Source organism: Variovorax sp. YR750, assembly GCF_900109805.1.
Classification (GTDB): Bacteria; Pseudomonadota; Gammaproteobacteria; order Burkholderiales; family Burkholderiaceae_C; genus Variovorax; species Variovorax gossypii.
In genome coordinates, this window is record NZ_FOBJ01000007.1 from 335,450 (window position 1) to 357,773 (window position 22,324).

19 protein-coding genes and 1 pseudogene are annotated in these 22,324 nt (G+C 67.6%); 7 read left to right on the top strand and 13 right to left on the bottom strand.

Features of this window, described 5'->3' with window-relative positions:
- The first annotated feature begins 89 nt into the window (after positions 1 to 89).
- Positions 90 to 1,043, top strand: a complete 954-nt coding sequence (gene pip, locus BMY35_RS17030; protein WP_093201271.1) for a prolyl aminopeptidase — start codon at positions 90 to 92, stop codon at positions 1,041 to 1,043.
- Positions 1,044 to 1,146: 103 nt separating this feature from the next.
- Positions 1,147 to 1,569: a cupin domain-containing protein gene (locus BMY35_RS17035; RefSeq protein ID WP_093201273.1), complete on the top strand. Its 423-nt coding sequence runs from the start codon at positions 1,147 to 1,149 to the stop codon at positions 1,567 to 1,569.
- 1 nt (position 1,570) lies between these two features.
- Here the strand turns inward: BMY35_RS17035 and BMY35_RS17040 are convergent, their stop codons facing one another.
- The 4 genes from BMY35_RS17040 to BMY35_RS17055 are packed head-to-tail and all read right to left on the bottom strand — an operon-like array spanning position 1,571 to position 7,953.
- On the bottom strand, positions 1,571 to 4,510 hold the full coding sequence (locus BMY35_RS17040) for a bpX6 domain-containing protein (RefSeq protein ID WP_143080697.1): 2,940 nt from the start codon (positions 4,508 to 4,510) through the stop codon (positions 1,571 to 1,573).
- Positions 4,511 to 4,520: 10 nt separating this feature from the next.
- Positions 4,521 to 6,383: a hypothetical protein gene (locus tag BMY35_RS17045; protein WP_093201279.1), complete on the bottom strand. Its 1,863-nt coding sequence runs from the start codon at positions 6,381 to 6,383 to the stop codon at positions 4,521 to 4,523.
- Positions 6,380 to 6,826, bottom strand: a complete 447-nt coding sequence (locus BMY35_RS17050) for a bpX5 domain-containing protein (RefSeq protein WP_093201281.1) — start codon at positions 6,824 to 6,826, stop codon at positions 6,380 to 6,382. Before BMY35_RS17050 ends, BMY35_RS17045 begins: the two co-directional genes overlap by 4 nt.
- Entirely contained in the window at positions 6,823 to 7,953 is a 1,131-nt protein-coding gene (locus BMY35_RS17055; RefSeq protein ID WP_093201284.1) for an AAA family ATPase, read from the bottom strand. Before BMY35_RS17055 ends, BMY35_RS17050 begins: the two co-directional genes overlap by 4 nt.
- Positions 7,954 to 8,246: 293 nt before the next feature.
- Between BMY35_RS17055 and BMY35_RS17060 the strand changes: the two genes are divergently transcribed.
- The 3 genes and pseudogenes from BMY35_RS17060 (at position 8,247) to BMY35_RS17070 (ending at position 12,244) form a co-directional block, all read left to right on the top strand.
- Positions 8,247 to 10,538: a TonB-dependent receptor gene (locus BMY35_RS17060; RefSeq protein WP_093201286.1), complete on the top strand. Its 2,292-nt coding sequence runs from the start codon at positions 8,247 to 8,249 to the stop codon at positions 10,536 to 10,538.
- 33 nt (positions 10,539 to 10,571) lie between these two features.
- Entirely contained in the window at positions 10,572 to 11,258 is a 687-nt protein-coding gene (locus BMY35_RS17065; RefSeq protein WP_093201289.1) for a Fe2+-dependent dioxygenase, read from the top strand.
- Positions 11,259 to 11,344: 86 nt separating this feature from the next.
- Positions 11,345 to 12,244: pseudogene (locus BMY35_RS17070) on the top strand (DUF2167 domain-containing protein).
- Positions 12,245 to 12,258: 14 nt separating this feature from the next.
- Here BMY35_RS17070 and BMY35_RS17075 read toward each other — a convergent pair.
- Genes BMY35_RS17075 through BMY35_RS17100 form a run of 6 tightly spaced genes read right to left on the bottom strand, consistent with a single transcriptional unit; the run spans position 12,259 to position 17,584 of the window.
- On the bottom strand, positions 12,259 to 13,047 hold the full coding sequence (locus BMY35_RS17075; protein ID WP_093201291.1) for an enoyl-CoA hydratase-related protein: 789 nt from the start codon (positions 13,045 to 13,047) through the stop codon (positions 12,259 to 12,261).
- Positions 13,048 to 13,049: 2 nt separating this feature from the next.
- Entirely contained in the window at positions 13,050 to 13,880 is an 831-nt protein-coding gene (locus tag BMY35_RS17080) for an SDR family NAD(P)-dependent oxidoreductase (protein WP_093201294.1), read from the bottom strand.
- 28 nt (positions 13,881 to 13,908) lie between these two features.
- Positions 13,909 to 14,328 (bottom strand): MaoC family dehydratase, encoded by a 420-nt coding sequence (locus BMY35_RS17085; RefSeq protein ID WP_093201297.1) that lies wholly within the window; start codon positions 14,326 to 14,328, stop codon positions 13,909 to 13,911.
- Between the two features lie 17 nt (positions 14,329 to 14,345).
- A complete protein-coding gene (locus BMY35_RS17090) occupies positions 14,346 to 14,786 on the bottom strand; it encodes a MaoC family dehydratase N-terminal domain-containing protein (RefSeq protein WP_093201299.1) in 441 nt (146 codons plus the stop codon).
- Positions 14,787 to 14,799: 13 nt separating this feature from the next.
- Positions 14,800 to 15,984 carry a lipid-transfer protein gene (locus BMY35_RS17095; protein ID WP_093201302.1) on the bottom strand — a complete coding sequence of 395 codons (1,185 nt, stop codon included), beginning with the start codon at positions 15,982 to 15,984 and terminating at the stop codon, positions 14,800 to 14,802.
- A 40-nt stretch (positions 15,985 to 16,024) separates the two neighbouring features.
- Complete coding sequence (locus BMY35_RS17100) at positions 16,025 to 17,584, bottom strand: long-chain-fatty-acid--CoA ligase (protein WP_093201304.1); 1,560 nt, start codon at positions 17,582 to 17,584, stop codon at positions 16,025 to 16,027.
- Positions 17,585 to 17,694: 110 nt separating this feature from the next.
- Here BMY35_RS17100 and BMY35_RS17105 point away from each other — a divergent pair, with 110 nt between their 5' ends.
- Together BMY35_RS17105 and BMY35_RS17110 are read left to right on the top strand one after the other, a co-directional pair.
- Positions 17,695 to 18,720: an AraC family transcriptional regulator gene (locus BMY35_RS17105; RefSeq protein WP_093201307.1), complete on the top strand. Its 1,026-nt coding sequence runs from the start codon at positions 17,695 to 17,697 to the stop codon at positions 18,718 to 18,720.
- Between the two features lie 49 nt (positions 18,721 to 18,769).
- The gene (locus tag BMY35_RS17110; protein WP_093201309.1) at positions 18,770 to 19,351 is read left to right on the top strand and encodes a GbsR/MarR family transcriptional regulator; all 582 of its coding nucleotides are present in this window, start codon (positions 18,770 to 18,772) and stop codon (positions 19,349 to 19,351) included.
- A gap of 23 nt (positions 19,352 to 19,374) precedes the next feature.
- On the opposite strand, the gene cydX is transcribed toward BMY35_RS17110, so the two are convergent.
- From cydX to BMY35_RS17125, 3 genes are read right to left on the bottom strand one after another with little or no spacing between them, the layout of a single operon-like run.
- The gene (cydX, locus tag BMY35_RS17115) at positions 19,375 to 19,524 is read right to left on the bottom strand and encodes a cytochrome bd-I oxidase subunit CydX (protein ID WP_093201312.1); all 150 of its coding nucleotides are present in this window, start codon (positions 19,522 to 19,524) and stop codon (positions 19,375 to 19,377) included.
- A 22-nt stretch (positions 19,525 to 19,546) separates the two neighbouring features.
- Positions 19,547 to 20,701 (bottom strand): cytochrome d ubiquinol oxidase subunit II, encoded by a 1,155-nt coding sequence (cydB, locus tag BMY35_RS17120; RefSeq protein ID WP_093201314.1) that lies wholly within the window; start codon positions 20,699 to 20,701, stop codon positions 19,547 to 19,549.
- Complete coding sequence (locus BMY35_RS17125; RefSeq protein ID WP_093201317.1) at positions 20,698 to 22,317, bottom strand: cytochrome ubiquinol oxidase subunit I; 1,620 nt, start codon at positions 22,315 to 22,317, stop codon at positions 20,698 to 20,700. The genes cydB and BMY35_RS17125 overlap by 4 nt, the downstream gene beginning before the upstream one ends.
- Positions 22,318 to 22,324: the final 7 nt, after the last annotated feature.

A 22,324-nucleotide genomic window follows, 5' to 3' on the forward strand; every position in this document is an offset into this window, starting at 1 on the left:
AGTATCTGGAAGGCCCGGCGACTCGTCAAGGCATGTTTCCCGCCATGCGACGATTCGGGATCCGTCACGATCAGACAGAGGAAGCACCGATGCCCCAACTGCGCCAGCCATATCCCCCGATCGAGCCCTACGAAAGCGGCATGCTCGACGTGGGCGACGGCCACCAGATCTACTACGAGCGCTGCGGCACGCCCGGCGCCAAGCCGGCCGTGTTCCTGCACGGCGGCCCCGGCGGCGGCATCTCGCCGGAGCACCGCCGGCTGTTCGATCCCGCGCTCTACGACCTCACGTTGTTCGACCAGCGCGGCTGCGGCCGCTCGCTGCCGCATGCCGGTCTGGAAGCCAACACGACCTGGCACCTGGTCGCCGACATCGAGCGCCTGCGCGAGCGCGCAGGCGTCGACAAATGGCTGGTGTTCGGCGGCTCGTGGGGCTCCACGCTCGCCCTCGCCTACGCCCAGAAGCACCCCGAGCGCGTGAGCGAACTGGTGCTGCGCGGCATCTACACCGTGACCCGTTCGGAGTTGCAGTGGTACTACCAGTTCGGCGTGTCGGAGATGTTCCCCGACAAGTGGGAGAAGTTCCAGGCCCCCATTCCCGAGGCCGAGCGCGGCGACATGATCGCCGCCTACCGCAAGCGGCTCACCGGCGACGACCCGGTGGCGCGCATCGAGGCGGCTCGCGCCTGGAGCGTGTGGGAGGCCGAGACCATCACCCTGCTGCCCAGCCCGGCGATCGCCGAGGCCCATGCCGAAGACCATTTCGCACTGGCCTTCGCGCGACTGGAAAACCACTACTTCGTGCACGACGCCTGGCTCGAAGAAGGCCAGCTGCTGCGCGACGCGCACCGGCTGCACGGCATTCCTGGCGTGATCGTGCACGGCCGCTACGACATGCCCTGCCCCGCCCGCTACGCCTGGGCGCTGCACAAGGCCTGGCCCGAGGCGGAGTTCCACCTGATCGAGGGAGCGGGGCATGCCTACTCGGAGCCCGGCATCCTCGACCGGCTGCTGCGCGCGACCGACGGCTTCGCGAGCCGCTGAACCACGGCCCTTCGCTCGCGCGCGAGGTGCCGCGGAGGGCCCGGCCCGGGAACGCTTTATGCGTGCTGCACCGCAACACCAACCACCTGCGAAGGAGCGCCCCATGCTGGACCGTACCGCCACCCAGTTCTCCCATGTGAAGCCCGGCGACACAGAGTTCGTATCGGGTGGTTTGCGTGACTTTTTTCTCTACCGCGACCTGGGCGTCGCCGAAGCCACCAACGGCAAGGTGATCGCGCATCTGGTCAAGGCCAACATGGCACCGGAAACGGGCACCGGCTGGCACCGCCATGAGGCGGACTTCCAGATCGTGATCATGGTCAAGGGCTGGGCTCGCTTCATGTACGAGGACAAGGAAACCCTGGTCGAGGCCGGCGACGTGGTGCACCAGCGCCCGGGCATCCGGCACTTTCTGTTCGACTACTCGCCCGACATGGAGTACCTGGAGATCGTCTCGCCGGCGGACTTCAAGAGCGTCGACGTGGAGCCGGTGTGCGAGGTGCCGGCGCCTACGCCCTGGAAGTGACTCAGCGGATCGCGAAGCCCGCCATAGTGCTGCGCTCGGTATCGAGATGCAGCACACGGCCCTTATCGTCGAAGAGCAGCCAGCCGTTCGGTACGGCACGCGCCCGTACCGCTGCCTCCGGGGGCCAGGACACCGATGCCCCGACAGCCCCGCCTCGCAGCTGACGGAAAAGCACATCTCGCGTCGCATCGAACAGGCGCAGCACGATCCAGTCGCTGTCGATCCAGGACTGCAACTCGCCAGGATCCGTGGTCAGGAAGCGGACTTGCCCACCCATTCCGTTCAAGCCCAACCAGCTCAGTTCGAACAGCCCGTCCTCCTGCGACTCGCCACGCAGGATCAAACTCCCCAACTGCGGATGCAGTAGCCGGCGCGACATCGAACTGGGCGAAACCGCGAGCGGTTCGCGGCTCAGCAGGCGACGTTGCGGGCACTGGTAGCGCCACAAGCTCGGCCCCAGGACATCGTCCTCGACGATGAATTGCTCCACGTTCCGCGTAGCCGACAGATCCGTCACCACGCCTGGCAGGTCGCTCGCCTGCCAGAGCACGTCTTGCAGGGATCTGCCCGTGTCGATGACCTGAACGCGTCTCCCACGCGCCACCGTCCAGCCAATTCCATCGAATTCACCGGCGAAATGTTCGATATCGCTCAAATCCAGGTCGCTGACCTGTCGCTGCACGAGGTCGATCCGGCTCACGCGCCATAGCCCGTCGCGGGACGCCAGCGCGAGCGCGAGCTGACCGCTATGCGCCACGACCAGCCGATAAGCCGGTACGGCAAAACGCGCCAGCACGCGTCCCGCGCCGTCAGTCATCAGCGCGCCAGCCTCGCCGATCGCTACGAGGTAACGACCTTCGTCCAGCAGCACGGCATCGAGCACCTCGTGCGCTCCCGCGGCAGGTGCCTCGAATCTCAACGCGGGCGATTGCCTGGCAAGCGGCTTGGCCTCGATGCCCGGCAACTCGCCTCCCGGAAGATCAGCCTGCAGAAGCGTGTCCGCATTCAACCGCATCAGCGACTGCAGCGCCTTCTTGTCCAGCCGCCCCAGGCCCTGAGACTGATCGGCAAGCAACGCGGGCATCAACACAGCCACCAACCCACGCGAGGCACTGGTGTGCTCCGATGCCGCGTTCAGCGCGACAGCCAGCGCCGCGCGTTCGCCGTACAGCAGCGGATCGTCGCGCAACGATTGAAGCCGTGCCGCACAGGCTTGCAGGGTGTCGGGCAGCAGCAGAGCGCGCTGGACCAGGGCGCGAGCCGCCAGCTTTCCCCCTGCAGCCTCCGCTGCCAATAGCCAGGTCGCAGCCTGCTCGCGCAGCGCTGCTACCGGCCATACGGCGTCGACCGCCTTCAGCCACTCTCCCTGCTGTGCCAGCGCCTGTCCCCACTCGTCGCGCAGGCGGTTGGCCGCGTCGGGCCAGCGTTCCTGCATCTGCACGACAGCGCTGCCGAATGCGTTGTCGCGCCGAGCCACGGCCAGCGCGCGGCGCCAGTCGCCAGCCAGGCACAGCAGTCGAACGATGACTGCCGGCGGCCAGTCCCAGGCCAGCGCGAGCTCGGCGGCCTGCGAATGGCGCTGGTGCTTCTCGAGGTAATCGAGCGCCTCCTGGCGCGCCTGCAGCAACTCGGCCAGCACGAACACTGCCTCGTCGATGCGACCTTCGCGATCCAGCTTCTCGTAGGTCTTGCGATAGAGCTGGCGCAGGTGAGTCTCGAACTCGTTGCCGAAGTTGATGCTGGTCGTCTGCCCCAGCGCCCCGCTCAGCGAAAGGTCGCCGCGCGGTCCCAGCGGGCCGAAGGCCTGTCCAAGCGACTGCGTGCCGCCGCCAAGCGGAATTGCATGGCGCAGCGCCTGCTCGAGATCGCCGTCGTCGAACATCTTGAGCATTCGGTTCAGGTAGGCGGCCTGCTGGCGGCCCAGCAGGCGGGACAGTCGCGACGTGATCGCAAGACGAGTCATCCACTCGCGCCAGCGCGAAAGGCCAGGCTGCGCGGCGCCGCGTTGCTTGAGCGGCTTCGATGGCGGTGCCACCGGACGCGGCGTCGGCACGGACCTGCTGCGCCCCCCGCTCCCAGCGCCCCCCCTCATGCCGCGCGCGTTGATGCGGCTCATCCACCAGATCAGCAACGCTACCAGTCCGAGCACAATCAACGACATCCACAGCGAAGACGCGTCGACTTGCGAGCTCGCCACATGGGTTCTGACGGGCGCCTCCGATGATCGTGTAGCCGACGAGCCTTCCAACCCGTAGAACAGCGCACGCGCGAAAAACAACGCCGCAGCGATGCCGGCCAGCCACGCCACCGCGCGCATCGAGATCCCTGCTCCATCGTCGCGATGATGGCTGCCGCCGGAGCTCAGGCTCTGCTCCGCATCAACCTGCCTCAAGACCTTCTCCCTCTGCGCACGTTCGGCCATTGCCTTGAGGAACTCGGCCTGCGCCGCACTGGCCGGTGGCACGGCGTCGCCGAGCACTTCGCGCAACGTGCGCCCGTCGGCATCGAGCACGACGGGTTCGGGCAAGGTTTCGCGGCAATCGAAAGTGTCGAGCAGGACCGGACCGGGAGTCAGCCAAAGCGACGGATCGAGCGGTTCTGCATCCGCGAGCCGCAGAACCTGCACCTCACCGCCATGCACCAGCCAGACATCGGCCGACGGCAAGCCGGCGCGCTCGGCGGGGTCCAGTTCGGCGGAACAGAGCGCCTGCCCTTCCCTGCGCAGCGGCCAGCCGGTCGCAGAGTCGCAATCGAGTGAAATCGGGAAAGCGAAGCGCAGCAGATCGCCCTCGACGAAACGAAACGCCTGAGCGCCGACATGCCAGGCATCGACGATGCGGCGGGAGCGCACGCCCTCGTCGAACCAGCCTGAAGGAAACCAGAGTCCGGCCACCGACTGTCGTCCCCTGAGCAACGGATGGCGCACTTGCGCGGCGGGCATTGAAGGTATCTCAGGCAGGCGTGGCATCGCTGCTCGCTCCTTCGCCATGCAGCACCGCGCGCAGCGACCGCTGGGGTACCGCGTAGACGATGATCTTCTTGTGCACGGTCAGCATGACGGCCAGTCCAGTACCGGGGCACACGCTGATCCGCTCGATGCGTTCGGGCGCCTTGTAGATGGTTTCGATACCGTCCTGCGCGTGCAGATCCAGCCCGTCGAGCGACGGGGACAGGCTCAGCAGCGCATAGCGACCGCGCGTGCTGTCGTCGATCAACGCTTCGGCGCGCGATGCACGCACCTCGAAGGTCTTCCATTTCTGGGGATATCGGCCATGCTGGCCGCCGGCGGACGCCGGATCGGGCTGATGGATGCGCCAGACCTCGTGAGGCCTGGCCACAACGCGCAGCGCCACGCCGCCCACGCCGTTGCGCCACTGCCAGGCGTTTGCAAAGAGCACCCGTGTTTCGTCGGCTCGAGTGCCGATCACCTGGATCGGTGCCGGCCCGCCTGACGCGCCCAGACGTTGAAGCACCAATCGGTTGTCATGAACGGCCAAATAAACCACGCCGAGCTCGGACCATTGCAGCATGCCGACAACCTTGCTCTCGACCAGGGTCGGCGCTCCGGACTCGGGGTTTGGCCTGACACCCGGCTGCACATTCCAGATCACGAGCTTGCCGTCGCGGTCGATCATGCAGACGCGCTGGTGCTCCCTGTCGTGCAGCCACGCGGAAGACAGCCAGACCGCCAACCCCGGTGGTGCGCGGAACTCCTGGGTGTCGGGGGCGACGAAGTTCCCGAGCCCGGGCACCTGCCAGAAGTACATCGAACGCTCGTAGCTCAGAAGGGCCCCCGCGCGCTTGCCCAGAAGCAAGACCGCCAATGGCACGAGCATCTGGCCCCAGTATTGGTACTTGGGCTTGGCCGCCTTGCGCTGCCCGGCTGGCGGCACCGCGAACACCAGCATGCCCGGCTCGTCGAGCAGTTGCACCGCGACGTGCGTACCGGACGGCGAAATGACCGGCGGCCGCTGCAACGAAATGCGCCCGCGATGGTGCCGATGCAAGATGGTCGATGCCCTCTGCGTGAATTCACCACGCAGAAGCGGAACACCTACCTTCGCCGACGGCAAAGGCAGTTGCGCGCGACGCGGCCCCCCGCTATCGCTCAGCGAAACATCCAGCACGTCGCCGAGCACGGCCCGCTGCAGGCATACACGATGGCTGGTCCAGCGCTCGTCCGCGGGCTGCTCCGCGGGCGCCGCACCGACAAGCCAGCTCTCTCCCGGCGCCTGGTCCAGTCCGGCCAGTACTTCGCGCCAAGCGCTTTCATGCGCGGGAGTAGCTACATCAAAGTCGCGCGCCCTGAGCAACGAACGCAGCTGTTTCGCGTCGTGCGAGCCGTCCAGTCCGCCCGGCAACTGCAGCACGCCCCACTGGAACACGCCACCGATCTGCGCCGCGCGCCTTGCAAGCAGTATCCAGAGTGCAAGCTGCCCGAGCCGTGGGGCACCGAACTGCCGCGGCCCAGCGTCGAAGATGGCGACAATGCTCTTTTCCGCCTCGCGTGCCCGGGGACGCGGCGCCAGGAACAGGTGCTCGCTGGAAGCCGCGCGACGCAGAAACTCGTCGGGCAGCTCGTCAGCCAGCAGCCACTCGGTGGCGAGCAGGCGCTCATAGGGGCCGCGACGGCGCAGGTCGTCGAGTCCTTCAGGCTCGGGCGCGCCACCACGCGTACGGCCTCGGAAACGGCCCAACAGCGGCTGCATGCGCTGCACCAGGGCGCCCAGTTCGGCCGCCATCTCCGGTGCGAACCAGTCGAGCCAGGGACTCCACGGCTTCAGCGCATCGGGGAGCTCGGTGATCGTGTTCATGCGCGCCCACCGCTCCAGTGCGCACCTATGCGCGCGAGCAGCGCGGGCGACAGCGGCAGCAGCCTGTCGAGTGGAAGAACGAACGCCGGCCGGGACCACAGCAACAGGGGCTGGCGCTTCGGATGCTCGCGCTGCAGGCTCCGCGCAATCAGGTCCAGGGCAAGACCGGGCTCTTCGATCGTGGGCAGCCACAAGCCGGGCGCATCGGTGGCCGGCCCTGCATAGGCAATGCCATCGACCCAAGGCAGTGCATCGGTCTCGCCCGTGACCACCAGCAACTCAGGCCCAGCCATTGCGGACAGGCCGGCCTGCTGTTCGGGCACGAGTTGCAAGAGTCGCGCATGCAGCGCACCCGCGGCTGTGCCCCAAGCCACGGCCGCACGCGCGGGCAGCGGCTCGGCACGTGGACGCCAACGCCATTCGAGCGGCACCACGGCGCTCATGCAGTGGCAGCCAGGCGGTCGACAAGCTGGGCACGCAATTCGGTCAGGGTCTCGGGCAACAGTTCGCTGCTGAAGTTGGCGTCGATCTCGCGCAACACACCCTCGGCTTGCGAGCGTACCGACGAAGGCTCCGCAGCAAGGCAGGCTCGCGCGGTCTCAGCCAACCGCACGGCGCGGGACAGCGGCTGCAGCGTGGCCTCTTCCACTGCGCTCAGCAAATGAGGATGCGTGGCATTGGCGAATGCGTCCCGCAGCACATCGCGCGCGCTCTGCTGTGCTTCGTGCGTCGGCAGCACATACAACAGAGGCCAAAGATCTGCCTCGGTAGTTTCAAGCCGGCCGGCCAGGACGGCGGCAGCGGCCAGCAAGCGCTGCGACTTGACAATGCGCCGGTCCGACAGCTGCACGCCCGCCTGGCGCAGCTTGCGGATGGCATTGGCCAGCGCCGGCTGCACGCCGCCCAGATCGACTTGCCTGAGCTGGTGGCACAGAACATCGAGGTCGGCCAGCGCACCGCCGGTGGCCACAGGTGCATGGTCCGACTTCCAGCCGCCGCTCAGCATGGCTTCGAGCTGGTGGTCTGGCAACGGCTCGATGAACACGTGCAGCAGGAAACGGTCGCCGAATGCCGCCAGACCTTCGTCGTCGGGCAGCGCATTGGCTGCTCCGACGCACACGCGCAGCGGGCAGTGCAGCTGGGTATGACCGCGGCGGAATCGGCGCTCGTTGAGCACCCCAAGCAGCGTATTGAGGATGGCGGTGGAACCCAGGAACACCTCGTCGAGAAAGGCCACATCGGCCTCGGGCAGCATGCCGCTCACGTCCGTCTCGACCGTGCCGGCGCGCAGCTTGTTCAGATCAACCGGGCCGAACAGCTCCGACGGTTCGGTGAAGCGCCCAAGCAGGTATTCGAAGTACCGGCCGCCCAGGCTCTGGGCCACCCGCCGCACCACCGCGCTCTTTGCCGTGCCGGGCGGCCCGACCACGAGCAGATGCTCCTGGGCCACAGCGGACAGAACGATCAGCTCTGCCAGCTGCTCTCGACCGATGAGGCCTGTAGTGGCGGCTCTGATCGCCTGGCGCACGTGTTCTGCGGAAGTCTGGAGCGAAGTGGAGGTCGTCGTCATCGAAATAAGTTGCTTGCAGTGCCATCAACGGCCTGACAGTGTGCCGCAGCGCCGTTACAAAAAAGGACAAATAGAGGGAGTGGGCGTCGATTTCAGGCAACCAACGCGGCAAGTTGCGCAATTCTTGGCGAGAGACAGCTCACGGCAACCTGTCCCCCACCTGACCTGGAACGTAAAGACTGCGAGCTGTCTCCCCGGCCAAACACCCGGCCGAGGAAAGCTACAAACAAGAGTCATTCGCAGCCAGAATCCCGGCCCGTGCTGCTTTTGTTTGCAGCCCCGAAGGCTCCACGATGACCCGTTCCACCCGCCCGATGCGCCGCCGCACGCCCATCGCACTTGCCCTGATCGGGCTGTGCGCTTCGTCCCTCCCCGCGGCATTCGCCCAGCAACAGCCAGAACAAACGCAGCCCGCTGCATCCTCCCAGGCCCCCGGCACTTCCGTCCCCTCCACGCTGCGCGAAGTGCAGGTGCAGGGCACGCAGGACAAGACCGGCTTCGGCGCCAACGCGTCCTCGCTCAACCGCCTGCCGGCCGACCTGCGCGACGCGCCGCAGTCCATCACGGTGATCAACCAGGCCGTGATGCAGTCGCAGGGCGCGACCTCGCTCGCGAGCGCGCTGCGCAACGTGCCGGGCCTGACCATCGGCGGAGCCGAGGGTGGGCAGATCGGCACCAACATCAACCTCAACGGCTTCTCGGCGCGCACCGACGTCTACCTCGACGGCGCCCGCGACCGCGCGCAGTACTACCGCGACACCTTCGCGCTCGAATCGGTCGAGGTGCTGATGGGCCCGTCGTCGATGCTGTTCGGGCGCGGCTCCACCGGCGGCGTGGTCAACCAGGTCACGAAGAAGCCTTCGCTCACGCCCGCGGGCGAGGTCTCGGTGTCGGCGAGCACCACCGGGCTCGTTCGCTCGACCATCGACATCAACCGCCCGATGTCCGAAACCTCGGCCTTCCGCATCGCGGCCATGGGCCAGCAGGGCGACGCCAGCACGCGCGAGCAGACGAAGCTGAAGGACTTCGGCCTCGACGCCTCGCTGAAGTTCGGCATCAACACGCCCACGCAGGTCACGCTCTCGGCGCTGGTGCAGCACAACCGCGACCAGCCCGACTACGGCCTGCCGCCGCTCAACGGCCACCCGGTGAAGGTCGACCGCGACACGGCCTACGGCTTCAGCGACGACCGCACGATCTCCGACATCCAGGCCTTCAGCGCGGTGGTGCAGCACAAACTCACGCCCGACACCTCGATCCGCAACCAGACGCAATACAACGACGTGACGACCGACGCGCGCGAGACCGCGCCGCAGAGCATCGGCACGCTGTCGGCCAAGGGCGTGTTCACGCCGTTTTCCACCGGCACCACGACCGTGCCGGCGGCCGCGTTCTCGTCGCTGCCATTGAGCAGCCTGTGGGTGCGGCAGCAGAGCCACGACCGCACGATCCGCGACAAGTCGCTGTTCAACCTGACCGAGCTCAGCACGAAGTTCACTACCGGCTCCATCAAGCACACGCTGCTCGCAGGATTGGAACTGGGCCACGATACCTACAGCAACCAGGCCTACTACCGCAACGGCACCTGCGCGGGCGTGGCGCTGAACCCGGCCGGCGGCACCAGCGGCTATGCCACCTGCTCTCCGCTGCTCGCGCCCTACCAGGGCGACACGCCGGCCACCGCGCCCTCGCTGCCCGGCAACCTGGCTACCGCGCACGCGACCACCGTGGCGGGCTACGTGAACGACACCATCGAGCTGAGCCCGCAGTGGAAGCTGGTGGCCGGCGTGCGGCAGGACCACTACAGCGCACGCATCTACAACACCATTCCGACAGCGACCACGCTCGCCACCGAGAGCCAGACCGTCGACTTCACCAGCGTGCGCGCCGGCGCGATCTGGCAGCCCACGGCCGAGCAGTCGTACTACGTGTCGTACAGCACCTCGTTCAACCCTTCGCTCGAACAGCTCGTGGCCACCACGGGCGCCACGCAGCCGCTGCCGCCGCAGAAGAACAAGGCCTACGAGCTCGGCGGCAAGTGGGACTTCAACGACGGCAACCTCTCGCTGACGGCCGCGGCCTTCCAGATCACGCAGACCAACGCGCGCTCGCAGAACAGCGACGGCACCTACAGCGCGACGGGCACGGTGCGCGTGAACGGCGCGCGCGCCGGCGTCGCGGGCCGCGTCACCGACAAGCTGCAGCTCTTCGGCGCCTACACGCACCTGGACGCGACCATCGTCGACGGCATCGCGCCGGGCACGCTCGGCAAGGTGCCCGCCAACACGCCGAAGGACGCGGCCAGCCTGTGGGCCACCTACGCGATCACGCCCGAGTGGGAGATCGGCGGCGGCACCACCTACAGCGCGAAGCGCTTCGCCAACAACACCGATCTCGTGCAGGTCGGCGGCTACGTGCGGCTCGATGCGATGCTGGCTTACCATCAGCCGAAGTACGACATCCGGCTGAACCTGTTCAACCTGGCCAACCGCCATTACTACGACGCGCTGATTCCCTCGGACGGCGGCCGTGCGGTGCCGGGCTCGGGCCGATCCGCGACGCTGTCGTTCGTCTACCGGCTCTGACCGGGCTTCGGAAGCCTTCGAGAAAGACACGCCATGCTGGTCTGCATTCCCGGCATCCTCGACCGCGAGGCGCTCGCGGCGATCCGCACGCGCCTCGAAGCGGCGGGCGACGCCTGGGTGGACGGCCGCATCACCGCCGGCCACCAGGGCGCGCCGGTCAAGTTCAACCAGCAGATCGACGAAGGCTCGCAGGTCGCGTTCGAATGCCAGTCCATCGTGGCGAGCGCACTCGAGCGGCATCCGACCTTCATCAGCGCGGCACTGCCCAACCTGCTGTATCCGCCGATGTTCAACCGCTACGGCGAAGGCATGCGCTTCGGCCTGCACGTGGATGGCGGCGTGCGCATCGACCCACGCACCGGCCGCAAGCTGCGCACCGATCTCTCGGCCACGATCTTCCTGTCGGAAGCCGACAGCTACGACGGCGGCGAGCTGCAGATGGAAGACACCCACGGCATGCAGACGGTGAAGCTCTCGGCCGGCGACATGGTGCTCTACCCCGCCACCAGTCTGCACCAGGTGACGCCCATCACGCGCGGCGTGCGGCTCGCGTGCTTCTTCTGGGTGCAGAGCCTGGTGCGCGACGCCGGCGACCGCGCGCTGCTCTTCGACATGGACAACGCCATCCAGCGCCTCAACCAGAGCGGCGCCGACGAATCGGCCCGCCGCACGCTCACGGGCACGTATCACAACCTTCTGCGGAAGTGGAGCGACACCTGAGTTCTTTAAACTCCCTCGGCTCACCAGACTGATAACAACCGAGGAGAGAGAACTTGCGTATTCAAACCGCCCGCCTGACGGCCGGCGTGCTGCTCGCGTGCGCCGCTTTCGTGGCGCAAACCAGCCAAGCCGCATCGCCGAGCACCACCCCGTCAACCCCTTCCGCCCAAGCCTCGACGGCCAGCTCGCTCGAAGCCGAACAGGACGCCGCATTCAAGGCCGCCAAGGCCGTGTAAAAGGTCGGCCCCGTCGACATCACCCTGCGCGACCAAGCCCAGCTGCACCTGCCCGCCGGCTACGTGTGGGTGCCGACGCCCGCCGCCGCGCAGCTCATGCGCAGCATGGGCAACCGCACCGACGACACCTTCATCGGCGCGATCTTTCCCGCCGACGACGCCGACTGGATGGCCGTGGTGAAGTTCGTGAAGGAGGGCTACATCAAGGACGACGACGCGAAGGACTGGAACGCCGACGACCTGCTCAAGAGCCTGAGGGAAGGAACCGAGGCCGCGAACGAGGAACGCGCCAAGCGCGGCATCCCGTCCATCGAGGTGACGGGCTGGGCGCAGAAGCCGCAGTACGACGCCTCCTCGCACCGCCTGGTGTGGTCGGCACTGTCGAAGCGCAAGGGCGCCACCGACGGCAACCAGGGCGTCAACTACAACACCTACGCGCTGGGCCGCGAGGGCTACCTGAGCCTGAACCTCATCACCAACGCGAAGGACCTCGACAAGTACAAGCCCGACGCGAGCAAGCTGCTCGGCGCGATCCAGTACGACGACGGCAAGAAGTACGCCGACTTCAACTCGTCCACCGACAAGGTCGCCGCCTATGGCCTCGCAGCGCTGGTGGCCGGCGCGGCGGTGAAGAAGCTGGGCCTGTTCGCGATCATCGCGGCCTTCCTGGCCAAGTTCGCGAAGCTGGCGGTGGTGGCCGGCGGCGCGGCGCTGTGGGGCATCGCGAAGCTGTTCAAGCGCAACAGCTGAACCCGGCTGCGCCTTCAGGCTCCGGTAAAGCGCGGAGCGCGCTTCGCCATGAAGGCGGCCACTCCCTCGCGCGCATCCGCGCTACCGGCGCGCTCGCGCAGCAGCTTGTGTTCCAGCGCCAGGTGCTCCGCGAAAGGCCGGCCGGGTGCGCCGGCGCACAGGGTCTTGATCGCCGCGAACGAACCGCTCGCACCTTGAGCGAGCCGCGTGGCGAGTGCTTCGGCGGCGCCTGCGAGCTCGGCGTCCGGATGGAGCTCGTCGACTGCACCCCACGCCAGGCAGCGCCGGCTGTCGATGGCGTCGCTGAGCATCAGCAGTTGCTGCGCACGCACCGGCCCCACCCGACGCGCGAGAAAGTACGAAGCACCGGCATCCGGCGACAGTCCAATGGCCGCGTAACCCGTTCGCAGCTTCATCGATTCGGCCGCGAGCACGAAGTCGCCGCACAGCGCGAGGCCTACGCCCGCGCCACCTACCGCGCCGTTCACAGCAACGACCAACGGGGCTGGATTGTTCGACAGGCGCAGCAATGCCGGATGCAGACCGTTCAGCATCTCGTTGACCAGCTCGGGCAGCGACTCGCCGGCCGCCACGAACTCATCGATGGCGCCACCGGCGCAGAACACCTTGCCCTCGCCGGTCAACAGGATGGCACGCGGCCTCTGTTCCAGCACTTCATCGATGGCCTGCACCAGGGCGCGACCACTTGCGACGCCAAGGGCATTCGCGCGCTCGGGCCGCTTCAGCACGATGCGGCCGACATCCGCCTCCACGCCCCAGGCGATGCCTTCGCTGATGTTCATGCTCAGATCCCCGTGAGGCCGCCGGTGCACATCAGCGTCTGGCCGCTCACGTAGTCCGACTCCGGCGCGCACAGCAGGTACACCGCGCCGGCCGCCTCCTCGGGCGTGCCGCCGCGTCCCAGCGGAATCGACTGCTCCATCATCGCCAGCAGGCCCGGGTTGATGCCCACCTTGATCTCTCTCCCCTCGATGTTCGCGGTGGATGCCTCGGCGGTGCTCGCGGTCAGCCGTGTCTGGATGAAGCCGAAGGCCACGCAGTTGACGGTGACGTTCATGCGGCCCCACTCCTTGGCCAGCGTCTGCGTGAGGCCGACGATGCCGGCCTTGCCCGCCGAGTAGTTCGCCTGCCCCGCATTGCCGAAGAGGCCCGCCACCGACGAGATGTTGACCACCTTGCGCACCACGCGCCGGCCCGCCTCGGTCTCGGCCTTCGACAGCGCGCGGATCACCGGCTGCGCCGCTCGCAGGATGCGGAACGGCGCGGTCAGGTGCACGTCGATCATGGCGTACCACTGCTCGTCGGTCATCTTCTGCACCACGCTGTCCCAGGTGTAGCCGGCGTTGTTGACGACGATGTCCAGGCCCTTGAATTCGCTCACCGCCGTGCCGACGAAGCGCTCGGCGAAGTCGGGCGCGGCCACGCTGCCCGTGCAGGCCACGGCCTGGCCACCGGCCGCACGGATTTCCTGCACCGTTTCTTCCGCCGGCCCGGCGTCAAGGTCGTTGACGACGATGCGCGCGCCCTCCGAAGCCAGCTTGAGCGCAATGGCCCGGCCGATGCCGCGGCCCGAACCGGTGATGAGGGCGACCTTGCCGTCGAGCTTGAGTGTCATGTCTCTGTTCTTTCATTGTCGATGTGATTCAGCGCAGCGCGACCAGCGCCTCGCCGGCGATGCGCGTCTGCCCGTATTGATTGGTGCTGTGCACTTCCACGCGCACGCAGCGCTCGCCTTCGTGCTCGAGCTTCTCGATCACGCGCCCGCCGCAGCGCACCGCGTGGCCCAGGTGCGTGATGCCCTGGAAGCGCACGTCGAAGCGGCGCAGCTGCGACTGCGGCGCCCACTGCGTGAGCAGCCGGCCCAGCCAGGCCATGCCCAGCATGCCCTGCGCGAACACGTCGGGCATGCCGGACTTGCGAGCGAAGTCGGTGTCGATGTGGATGGGGTTGTGGTCGCCCGAAGCGCCCGCAAACAGCGCGAGCGTGGTGCGGTTCACGGGCGACAGCTGCAGCGCGGGCAGCTCGTCGCCGATCTTCACGGCGTTGTAGGTCGGTGCGTTCATCGGTGCGGGTTCCTTCGTCAATGGCGGCAGACGATCACCGCGCGCAGCTCGGCGACCAGCTCGTCGCGCTGGTTGGTGGCGCGCGATGTCTTCACGACGAACTCGAGCGCGCCGTTCTTCTTGTCGTAGATGTCCGTGATGGTGGAGCGCACCGTCACGATGTCGCCCACGCAGGCCGGCTTGTGGTAACTGAAGCCCTGCTCGCCGTGCAGCAGCTTCGACAGCGGAATGCCAAGGTCGGCCAGCAGCCGGTCGGAGGCGCCCGAATCCAGCTCGGCCGCGAACAGGAACGTCGGCGGCGCGGGCAGGTCGGGGTAGCCGGCATCGCGCGCGGCGGCGGCATCGGTGTAGACGGGATCTGTCTCGCCGATTGCCTTGGCGAAGAACTGCAGCCGGCTGCGCTCGATGGGCAGCACCGATGCGGGCAGCTCGTGGCCGATCCACTTCTTGTCGATCATCTGCCGGCCTTTCTCAGACGCGTTCGTAGAGCGTCACCACGCAGGCTCCGCCCAGCCCGAGGTTGTGCTGCAGCGCGAGCCGCGCGCCCTCCACCTGCCGCTTGTCGGCCGTGCCGCGAAGCTGCTGGACCAGCTCCGTGCACTGGGCCAGCCCTGTGGCACCGAGCGGATGCCCCTTCGACAGCAGACCACCCGACGGATTGGTGACGACCTTGCCGCCGTAGGTGTTGTCGCCGTCCACCACGAACTTCTCCGCACCGCCCACCGGGCACAGGCCCAGCGCCTCGTAGCTGATGAGCTCGTTGTGCGCGAAGCAGTCGTGCAGCTCGACCACGTCCACGTCCTGCGGGCCGACGCCGGCCGCGTCGTACACCTTCTGCGCGGCCTCCTGCGCCATGCTGAAGCCGACCACCTCGCGCATGTCGCGGCTCTCGAAGGTGATGGGACGGTCGGTGGTCATGGCCTGCGCCTTGATGCGCACGCTGCGGTCGAGCCCGTGACGCTCGGCGAAGCGCGGCGAGCACACGATGGCCGCCGCCGCACCACAGGTGGGCGGGCAGGCCATCAGCCGCGTCATCACACCGGGCCACATGACGGGCGCGGCCATCACTTCCTCTTCGGTGACGACGGTGCGGAACAGCGCCACCGGGTTGTTCGACGCATGCCGGCTGGCCTTGGCGCGGATCTTCGCGAAGGTCGACATCTGCGTGCCGTACTGCTGCATGTGCGCCAACCCGGCGCCGCCGAAGTAGCGCAGCGCGAGCGGCACCTGCTCGTTGCCGACCAGCTCGTCGGTGATGTTCTCGAAGTGGTCGAAGGGGCTGGGCCGGTCGTTGAACACCGCGCCGAGCGCGCCGGGGCTCATGTGCTCGAAGCCCAGCGCCAGCACGCAGTCGGCCGCGCCGCTGGCCACGGCCTGGCGCGCGAGGAAGAGCGCGGTCGAGCCGGTGGAGCAGTTGTTGTTGACGTTGACGACCGGAATGCCGGTCATGCCCACCTCGTACAACGCGCGCTGGCCGGCGGTGGAGTCGCCGTACACGTAGCCCACGTAGGCCTGCTGCACCAGCTCGTAGCCGATGCCGGCGTCCTTCAGCGCGGCGTTGGTGGCATGCGCGGCCATCTGCGGATAGGGCTGGTTCGCGCCCGGCTTGGTGAACGGGATCATGCCGACCCCGACCACGTGAACGTCTTGACTCATGAAAGGCTCCTTGGAAGTTCGAAGAAAAGATTGAACGGGCTCAGGCCACGCTTCGCTGCCGGCCCTGCCAGAAGGGCTCTCGCAGCCGGGTCTTCAGCACCTTGCCGGCACCCGAGAGCGGCAGCGCATCGACGATGGCCACGCTGCGCGGGCACTTGTAGCCCGCGATCAGCGTCTTGCAATGGGCAATCAGCGCCTCGGCCTGCACGCCCTGCCCCGGCTTGAGCACCAGCACGGCATGCACCGCCTCGCCCCACTCGTCGCTCGGGATGCCGATGACCGCGCATGCGGCCACCGCGGGATGCTGGTTGATGGCGTTCTCTACCTCGGCCGAATAGACGTTTTCGCCGCCGCTGATGATCATGTCCTTCATGCGATCGACCACGAAGATGAAGCCGTCGTCGTCCATGTAGGCGCCGTCGCCGGTATGCATCCAGCCGTCGCGCAGTGCGGCGGCCGTCTGCTCGGGCTTGTTCCAGTAGCCCTGCATCACGTTGGGGCCGCGCACCGCCACCTCGCCGACGGTGCCGCGCGGCACTTCGTTGTCGTCCGCGTCGACCACGCGCACTTCCATGCACACGGCGGCACGGCCGGCCGAGCGCAGCTTGCCGCGCTTGCGGCCCTCCGCGGTGTGCAGTTCGGCGGGCAGGAGCGTGGCGATGGGCGACAGCTCCGTCATGCCATAGGCCTGCACGAAGCCCACGCCCGGGAAAGCCTCCATCGCGCGGTTGAGCACCGCCTCGGAAATCGGCGATGCGCCGTAGGTGATGTTCTTCAGGCTGCCCAGGTCGCGCGGCTCCCGCATCGCGGGGTGGTCCACCAGCATCTGGATCATGGTGGGCACCAGCAGCAGGCTGGTCACGCGGTCGCGCTGGATCGCGTCGAGCACGCCCTCGGGGGTGAACATCGGAATGATGGTGTGGGTGTTGCCCGTGAACCAGTGCGGCGTGGCCAGGCCCATGTCGGCCAGGTGGAACATCGGCGCGGCATGCAGGTAGCAACCATCGGCAGGCGCCAGCCCTTCGGCCTGCGCCGCGAGCGCCGAACTGCAGATGTTGGTGTGGCTCAGCATCACGCCCTTGGGGAAGCCGGTGGTGCCGCCGGTGTAGAAGATCCCGGCCAGGTCCTCGCCTCGTCGCACGGCGTCGGGCACCGGGGCCGCAGCGTCGATCAAGCCCTCGTAGCTGTGCATGCCGGAGGGCACCGGGCCGTCGCCGCAGTAGACGACTTCGCGCAGGCTCTTCGACTGGCCTCGCATCTGCTCGACCACGGGCCGGAAGGTCTCGTCGACCAGCAGGATGCCGGAGCCGGAGTCTTCCAGCGAATACAGGATCTCGGCGGCCGACCAGCGGATGTTGCAGGGGTTGAGCACGCCGCCGCCCCAGGGCACGGCCATCTGGTACTCCAGATAGCGGTCGGAGTTGAGCGACAGCATGGCAACGCGGTCGCCCGCCTGCATGCCCAGCCGCTGCAGCGCGCCGGCCAGGCGCGCCACGCGTTCGGCGAAGTCTCGGAAAGTCCGGGCGCGGCCGGCGAAGCGCACGGCAATGGCGTCGGGGCGCTGCTGCACGGCCCGGTGAAGGCCCTGGGTCAGGTACATGGGTTTGTCTCCGTCTCGTTCTTGTGCAGACGCATGGTAGAAATCCAGCCGCCGCCCGGCGATTGCACTTCGCTTCGATCGCATGGCAGAAAAGGTCAATCGACAGAGACATGCTGCAGCCGCCCGTCACCATCCCGATCGCCTTCGTCCTCGGCATGCTGTCGGGCATCCGCGCCCGACCGGGCGAGGCGCTGGTCGACGTCGGCAAGGCGCTGGAAGACGCGGGCATCGCCCCGGCGCTGCTCGACGAAGCCGGCGCCCGCGTCACGGCCGAGCAGTACGTGGCCCTCTTCGCGCTGCTGATGGAACGCATGGACGACGAGGCGCTGGGCTTCCTCACGCGACGCCTGCGCTGCGGCAGCTTCGCGCTGATGACGCGCTCCACGCTGGGCGCGCGCACCTTCGAGGTGGCGTTGCGCCGCGTGGCCCGCACCTTCAGCCTGCTGCAGGACGATCTCTCGCTGGTGCTGCTGCGCGAAGGCCCTCTCGCCGGCTTCGGGCTGCAGCTGAACATCCAGCCCGAGAAGCACCAGAACTTCCTGCACGAGCTGATGCTGCGGGTGTACTGGCGGCTGTTCGCATGGCTGCACGGCGGCCGGCTGGTGGCCCGGCGCTTCGACTTCGGCTTCGAGCCGCCGCCCTATGCCGACGGCTACGCCAAGGTGTTCCCGGGCCCGCTGCAGTTCGACCAGCCGCTGTCGGCCGTGTGGTTCGATGCCAGCGCGCTCGACACGCCGATGCACCGCGACGCGCAGGAGATGAGCACCTTCCTCGCGGCCTCGCCCGCCAACGTGATCCTGCCCCGGCTGGCCGAGCAGGCGGTGAGCGCCCGGGTGCGCGCGGTGCTGCAGCAGCACCGCCCGGCATGGGCCGACCTCGCGACCACGGCGGGCGTGCTGCACATGTCGGTCAGCACGCTGCAGCGGCACCTGGCGACCGAGGGCACCTCGTTCCAGGCACTGAAAGACCAGTTGCGGCGCGACCTCGCCATCGTGCGGCTCAACACCAGCACCGTGCCACTCGCGGCGCTGGCCGAGGAACTGGGCTTCGCGGACAGCGCGGCCTTCCAGCGGGCCTTCAAGGCCTGGACCGGCGGTGCGCCGGGCTCGTACCGGCGACGCCAGCAGCCGGATTGAGTTTTCAGGACTTTCCGGAATTACAGCCATCCGCGCGACAATCCGGCGCATGGCTAACTCTTCCGATCTCCCGCCCCTCAACCGCCAGTTCGTCGCCCATTTCGGGGAGATGGGCAGCAAGTGGGGCATCAACCGCACGGTCGGCCAGATCTACGCGCTGATCTTCCTTTCGGAGCGCGCCCTCAACGCCGACGAGATCGCCGAGCTGCTCGAGTTCTCGCGCTCCAACGTCAGCATGGGCCTGAAGGAACTGCAGGCCTGGCGGCTGGTGCACCTGCGGCACCACCCGGGCGACCGGCGCGAATACTTCGAGGCGCCTTCCGACGTGTGGGAAATCTTCCGAGTGCTGGCAGAGGAGCGCCGCCGCCGCGAGATCGAACCCACGCTCTCGATGCTGCGCAACGCCCTGCTCGAATCGCCCACGAGCGACGCCGAGCGCCACGCACAGGAACGCATGCGCGAGATGCACGACCTGATCGACCGGCTGATGAAATGGTTCGACGACGTGCAGCGGCTCGCGCCCGAGACCGCCATGAAGCTCATGGGCATGGGCGCGACCGTGACGAAGGTGCTGACGCTCAAGGACCGCATCACGGGCGGCACGGCGTCGAAGAAGAAGGCGGCCGAGTAAGTCGGCAGCCCTCTTCCGAGCGGCTACAGCCGCTCCTGCCCCGATGACGGCTCGGGCGTCCCGAGCTTGGCCTTGCGAACGGCCTCGTCGTCCATGAGCTCGTACCACATGGCGTTGAGCACTGCGAATGCGGCCGCCAGCGGCAGGCCGAGGATCCAGGCGAAATACCACATCTTCGATTCCTCCTTTGGTTTGTCAGTAGGCGTGGCCGCTCTCGTCGCGGATGGCCTGTTCGTCGACCTTGCCCCACAGCACCTTGTAGACCCAGCTCGTGTAGGCCACGATCAGCGGGATGAAGACGGCCGTGACGACCAGCATGATGAACAGCGTGAGGTGGCTCGAGGACGAGTCCCACACCGTGAGGCTGGCGCGCGGATCGATGGACGACGGCAGGATGAACGGGAACATCGAGGCGCCCACGCTGAGGATGATTCCGGCGATGCCGAGCGCAGCCGTCAGCAGCGCGAACACCGGGCGGCGCAGCGCTAGCCCGAGCAGCGCACTGAGCGCACCGACGAAGCCGGCCGCCGGAGCCGCCAGCGTCCATGGGTGCGTCGCGTAGTTGGCGGTCCACGCGCCGGCGTGCAACTCCACCGTCTTCAGCATCGGGTTCGACGGCCCCGTCGCATCGATCACGCTGCTGATGCGGAACCCGCCGATGCTCGTTGCAAGCAGCACGCCTGCCAGCGCATAGAGCGCCACGGTGAGCACGGCGGCGACCATGCCGTAGGTGCGCGCACGCTCGGCCACCGGCCCGGCGGTCTTCAGCAGCAGCCACGCGGCGCCGTGCATCACCAGCATCGCCACCGACACCAGTCCGCAGAGGATGGCGAACGGATTCAGCAGGCCGAAGAAGCTGCCGTCGTAGAAGATGTGCATGTCGGCGTTGAAGCGGAACGGCACGCCCTGCAGCACGTTGCCCACGGCCACACCGCAGATCAGCGCGGGCACGAAGCCGCTGAAGAACAGCACCCAGTCCCAGCGCGCACGCCACTTCGGCGACTCGCGCTTGCTGCGGAACTTGAAGGCCACGGGCCGCAGGATCAGCGCCGTGAGAATCACGAACATCGCCAGGTAGAAGCCCGAGAACGACACGGCGTAAAGCTGCGGCCAGGCCGCGAAGATCGCGCCGCCGCCCAGGATCAGCCAGACCTGGTTGCCCTCCCACACCGGGCCGACGCTGTTGATGACGACGCGGCGCTCCACGTCGTTGCGCGCGGCGAACGGCAGCAGCATGCCGCTGCCCAGGTCGAAGCCGTCGGTCACGGCGAAGCCCACCAGCAGCACGCCGATCAGCAGCCACCAGATGAAGCGCAGGGTGTCGTAGTCGAGAAGTGTGTGGAGAATCATGCTGCGCTCCCGGTGGAAGGCGAAGGAATGGCCGCGCCCGCGTGGGCCGGCGGAACGTGCGAGAGCGTGTCGCCCTCGTCGGGCGCGTGCTCGGCCTGGGGCCCCTTGCGGATGGCCTTGAGCATCAGCTTCATCTCGATGACCAGCAGCACGGTGTAGATCGCGATGAAGCCCGCGAGCGTGAGCAGCAGCGTCTTCACGCCGAGGTTGGACACGGCCACCGCGGTCGGCAGCACGCCTTCGATCACCCACGGCTGGCGGCCGAACTCCGCCACCAGCCACCCCGATTCGATGGCGATCCACGGCAGCGGGATCGCGAACACGGCGAGCTTCAGCAGCCAGCGGTGGCTGTCGAGCTTGCGGCGCGCGGAGAGCACGAAGAAGGTGCCGGTCAGGAGGATCAGCAGCACGCCGATGCCCACCATCACGCGGAACAGCCAGAAGAGCGGTGCCACCTGCGGCACGGTGTCCCACGCGGCCTTGGCGATCTGCTCGTCGGTGGCCTTGCGCGGATCGTCGACGTAGCGCTTGAGCAGCAGCGCGTAGCCCATGTTGATGCCGTTGTCCTCGAAGTCGCCGCGCACGCCCTGCGTCACCTTGTCGGGGCCGCCGGCCTCGCGGATCTTCTGCAGCGCGTCGTAGGCCTTCAGGCCTTCGCGGATGCGGGCCTCGGCGCGCTTCACGAGTTCGTCGATGCCCGGCATCACGGTGTTGAGCGAACGCGTGCCGATCAGGCCCATCACTGCCGGGATGTGGATGGCGTAGTGCGTCTCGCGCGCCTCCTGGTCGGGGAAGCCGACGACGGTGAAGGCGGCGGGCGCGGGCTGCGTCTCCCACATGGCTTCGATGGCGGCGAGCTTCATCTTCTGGTGTTCGCCTGAGAGATAGCCGCTCTCGTCGCCGAGCACTGCCACCGAGAGCGCGGCGGCCAGGCCGAACGAAGCCGCGACCGTCATCGAGCGCTTGGCGAGCTCGAGGTGACGGCCCTTGAGCACGTACCACGCAGACACGCCGAGCACGAACACCGCAGCGCACACATAGCCCGCCGACACGGTGTGGACGAACTTGGCTTGCGCCACGGGGTTGGTCAGCACCGCGGCGAAGTCGGTCACTTCCATGCGCATGGTCTGCGGATTGAAGGCCGCGCCCACGGGGTTCTGCATCCAGCCGTTGGCGATGAGGATCCACAGCGCCGAGAAGTTGGAGCCGATGGCCACCGCCCAGGTGGAGATCAGGTGGCCCACCTTGGAGAGCTTGTCCCAGCCGAAGAAGAACAGCCCGACGAAGGTGGCTTCCATGAAGAAGGCCATGAGCCCCTCGATGGCCAGCGGTGCGCCGAAGATGTCGCCGACGTAATGGCTGTAGTAGCTCCAGTTCATGCCGAACTGGAACTCCATCACGATGCCGGTGGCGACGCCCATCGCGAAGTTGATGCCGAAGAGCACGCCCCAGAATTTCGTCATGTCGCGCCAGATCACGCGGCCGGTCATGACGTAGACCGTCTCCATGATGGCGATGATGATCGAGAGTCCGAGCGTCAACGGCACGAACAGGAAGTGATACAGCGCCGTGACGGCGAACTGCAGGCGCGATAACGCGACGATGTCTAAGTCCATGATGGGT